General features: G+C 65.6%; 4 protein-coding genes. All 4 read left to right on the top strand.

Annotated features, from left to right (window positions below; translation table 11 throughout):
- On the top strand, positions 1-1,068 hold a 1,068-nt coding region (locus WAW17_RS01875), incomplete at its 5' end, for a class I adenylate-forming enzyme family protein (RefSeq protein ID WP_422331331.1).
- Positions 1,065-2,057: an NAD(P)H-dependent flavin oxidoreductase gene (locus WAW17_RS01880; protein WP_422331332.1), complete on the top strand. Its 993-nt coding sequence runs from the start codon at positions 1,065-1,067 to the stop codon at positions 2,055-2,057. The genes WAW17_RS01875 and WAW17_RS01880, both read left to right, overlap by 4 nt.
- Complete coding sequence (locus WAW17_RS01885) at positions 2,054-2,494, top strand: PaaI family thioesterase (RefSeq protein ID WP_422331333.1); 441 nt, start codon at positions 2,054-2,056, stop codon at positions 2,492-2,494. Before WAW17_RS01880 ends, WAW17_RS01885 begins: the two co-directional genes overlap by 4 nt.
- On the top strand, positions 2,491-3,297 hold the full coding sequence (locus WAW17_RS01890) for an enoyl-CoA hydratase/isomerase family protein (protein ID WP_422331334.1): 807 nt from the start codon (positions 2,491-2,493) through the stop codon (positions 3,295-3,297). Before WAW17_RS01885 ends, WAW17_RS01890 begins: the two co-directional genes overlap by 4 nt.
- The last annotated feature ends 463 nt before the right edge of the window (positions 3,298-3,760 follow it).

Below are 3,760 nucleotides of genomic sequence, written 5' to 3' on the forward strand. Positions count from 1 at the left end.
GCCGGCCACGCCGACGACGTCGCGCTCCTGATCTACACCTCCGGCACCACCTCCGCCCCGAAGGGCGTTCAGCACAGCCATAATTCGCTGCTCGCCGAGCAGTGGTCGGGACCGCAGTACCTGGGGGCGGGTGACGATGCCGTGCAACTCGTGTCGTTCCCGCCCGGACACATCGCGGGTGTCGGCAGCGTGCTGCGGCCGATGCTGCACGGCCAGGACACCGTCTATATGGACACGTGGGATCCGGCGCTGGCCGTCGAGCTGATCGCCCGGCACCGCGTCACCGCGACATCGGGCACCCCGTTTCACCTCACCGGCATGCTCGACCTCGGCGACGTGGCGGGAAAGCTTGCGACGCTGCGTGAATTCCTCATCGGTGCCGCCACCGTGCCGGAGGAGTTGGTCCGGCGTGCGGCGACCGTGGGCATCAGCACGTACCGCTGCTACGGGTCGACCGAACAACCCACCATCACCTCGGGTTCCGCCACCGACCCCGAGGCCGCGCGTCTCGGCACCGACGGCGCACCGCTGCCGGGTGTGCGGGTGCGTATCGTCGACGAGGCCGGCACCGACATGCCCACCGGTCGAGACGGTGAGGTCGTCACCCGCGGGCCCGACCAGTTCGTCGGCTACCGGGACGCGAGCCTCAACGCGTCGGCGTTCACCGCCCAGGGCTGGATGCGCACCGGTGATCTCGGCCACCTCGATGCTGACGGACGGCTCACCATCACGGACCGCATCAAAGACGTGGTGATCCGTGCGGGCGAGACCATTTCGTCGGGCCAACTCGAGGACGTGCTCACCACGCACCCGGCGGTGGCCGAGGGTGCAATCGTCGCAGCACCCGACCCCCGCTACGGCGAGGTCGTTGCTGCGGTCGTCGTACCAGCTCCGGGCGCCGAGATCGATCTCGACGACATTCGCGAACACTTCGCGAAATCCGGTCTCGCCAAGCAGAAGACACCCGAGCGGCTGGTTCTCGTCGACGCACTCCCGCGCACGGCGCTGGGCAAGATCCGTAAGGCGGAACTGCGCGCCGAGCACTTTCCGAAGGGCGGCAGCCGATGAATGTGCGGTGGCAGGATCTGCGCGTGCCGGTGATGGCGGCGCCGATGTTCATCGTCTCGAATCTCGACCTGGTGATCGCCGCGTGCCGGGCGGGTGTCATCGGCGCATTTCCCTCCGCGAATCCGCGGGCTCCCGAGACGCTCGACGACTGGCTCGGTGCCATTCGCGCCGCCGAGCGTGAAAGCGTCGATCGCGGTGAGCCGTTCGCACCGTTCTGTGTGAACATGCTCGCGTCGTCCGCGCTCGACAAGGACAAGCGCGACCGCGCACTCGCGACCGTCGCGAAACACGAGGCACCGCTGATCCTCACCAACATGGGCGATCCGCGCGAGGTCGTCGACGCCGCGCACGGCTGGGGCGGCACGGTGTTCCACGACGTGACCACCATCCGGCACGCCGAGAAAGCGATCGAGGCCGGTGTCGACGGGCTCATGCTCGTCTGCGCGGGTGCCGGTGGGCACGCGGGCACCTTGTCGCCGTTTGCGTTCCTGCCCCAGGTACGCCGCATGTTCGACGGGCCGATCATGCTGGCCGGCGGTATCGCCGACGGCAACGGCATCGCCGCTGCGCTTGCGCTCGGAGCCGACCTGGTGGTGATGGGTACGCGATTCATCGCGACACTCGAGTCCGGGACGGTCGACGACCACAAGGGCATGCTCGTGGATTCACGCAGTGAGGACGTGGTGTTCACCGACGCGATCGCGGGGCTGCCCGCGAGCTTCCTCGCACCGTCCATCACCGCGAACGGGCTCGACCCCGCCGACCTGCCGAAACCTCTGGCCAAACATCGCCCGAACCTGCCTGCCGGTGTGAAACCGTGGAAGACGGTGTTCAGCGGCGGTCATTCGACCGGGCTGATCCACGATGTTCCGCCCGTGGCGGCTGTGGTCGACCGGTTGGCCCACGAGTTCGACTCGGCCCGCGAAGCGGGCAACTGGCGTACCGCGCTCGCCGCATCGGTGTCGCGTGAGAAAGAGAAGCAGTCATGACGGACGTCCCGGAGTCACTCACACTCAGCGGTTTCAACTCGCGTCTGGGCATGACGCTGACCGAAGTCGGCGCCGACCGCGTCGTCGCGACGATCGAGATCACCGAAGAACACCTGCAACCCGCGGGGATCGTTCACGGTGGCGTGCACTGCGCGATCATCGAGACACTGGCGAGTGCCGGTGGCGGTCGGTACTTCTCGGGTCCGGGACGCAGTGTCGTCGGGGTGAACAACTCGACGGACTTCATTCGTGCGGTGGGTGCGGGAAGTGTGCTCACGGCCGAGGCGACTCCGACCCACCGTGGCCGGACCCAGCAGTTGTGGCAGGTCGCGATCGTCGGATCCGACAACCGGCTCGTGTCCCGTGGAAACGTTCGACTAGCGAATCTCGAACCCCGAGAAAATGATCACAATGTCACGGAATCGAAGCGATCATGACCGACGTGGTGTCGATCGAGCATCCACGCGACGGGGTCAAGGTCCTGCGGATGAATCGCCCCGACAAACTCAATGCATTGGACCTCGAGCTTGCCGCGGCGCTGCACCGGGAATTCGACGCGCTCGCATCGGATCGCACGACCCGCGTCGTTGTGCTGACGGGCAGCGGCCGGGGTTTCTGCGCGGGCCTCGATCTCGACGGATACGGGGACGTGCCCGGCACCGAAGCTTCCGGTGTCGTGCACCGGACGCTCGCGCGTCAGGAGGACATCGCCTCCCTGGTGCAGAAGATCCGGCGACTGCCGCAGGTCTTCGTCGCAGCCGTCAATGGTCCGGCGGCCGGTGGAGGCTTCGCTCTCGTGTGCGCGAGCGATGTGCGGATCGCCTCCGAAAGCGCTTTCTTCGCAGTATCGTTCATCAAAGTCGGTTTCTCCGGCTGCGATATCGGTACGTCATGGCTGCTGCCCCGGATCGTCGGCGCCGGCCGAGCGCACGAGTTGATGCTCACCGCACGTAAGTTCGGTGCCGACGAAGCCATGCGGATCGGCCTGCTCGCCGACGTCGTCCCTGGTGAGGACTTGGACGGTCGTATCGACACCTGCGTGAGTGACTTGCTCGCGGCACCACCGTTGTCACTCGCACTCACCAAACGCGGCATGTGGCTGTCGCTCGAGATGTCCTCGTTCGACACTGCCGTCGAATTCGAGAACCGGCAGCAGGCTCTGACCTCGATGACTGCGGACCAAACCGAAGCGATGACCGCCTTCGTGGCGAAACGCTCGCCTGCCTACGAGAACCGGTGAGAGCAATCCCGTGAGTACCGAGAACACCAACAGTGAAACGAAGGATTCGACGTCGCCAGCTTATAAGCGGGCCGTGCGCTGGTGACGTGTGGATCACCTTGATCCCGACCCCCATCATTCCGCCCTGCACGATCGGGTGCTCGACCCCGAACTCTTCGGTCAAGCACGTCTTCAACATGAAGGCTCCTACACGTGCACGGAGGGGTGACGAGTGTTGACAGAACACCGGTTCTCGCTTTTCGAGGAAGGCAGCCTTCGCCCCTCGGCTCGTCCCGCCGCCCGCCGTTCCTGCTCGGCACCGCTAAACACACTTAGTAAGCTTCGACAGCTTATTGACATACGTGAAATGGCCGTTTACCTTAAGCACAATACCGTTCAGTTAGAGGGTTGTGCGGTATCGTGTCGGCGTGCCGCGTAGTGGATGGGTGAAGCCGGAGTCGGATCGTCGGCTGTCGGATCTAGT

The organism is Rhodococcus sp. (in: high G+C Gram-positive bacteria), assembly GCF_049286785.1.
Lineage (GTDB): Bacteria > Actinomycetota > Actinomycetes > Mycobacteriales > Mycobacteriaceae > Rhodococcus_F.

Excerpts from the sequence above, each read along its gene's own strand:
- WAW17_RS01880 (WP_422331332.1), top strand. The coding sequence starts at position 1,065 with ATGAATGTGCGGTGGCAGGATCTGCGCGTGCCGGTGATGGCGGCGCCG.
- WAW17_RS01885 (WP_422331333.1), top strand. The coding sequence starts at position 2,054 with ATGACGGACGTCCCGGAGTCACTCACACTCAGCGGTTTCAACTCGCGT.
- WAW17_RS01890 (WP_422331334.1), top strand. The coding sequence starts at position 2,491 with ATGACCGACGTGGTGTCGATCGAGCATCCACGCGACGGGGTCAAGGTC.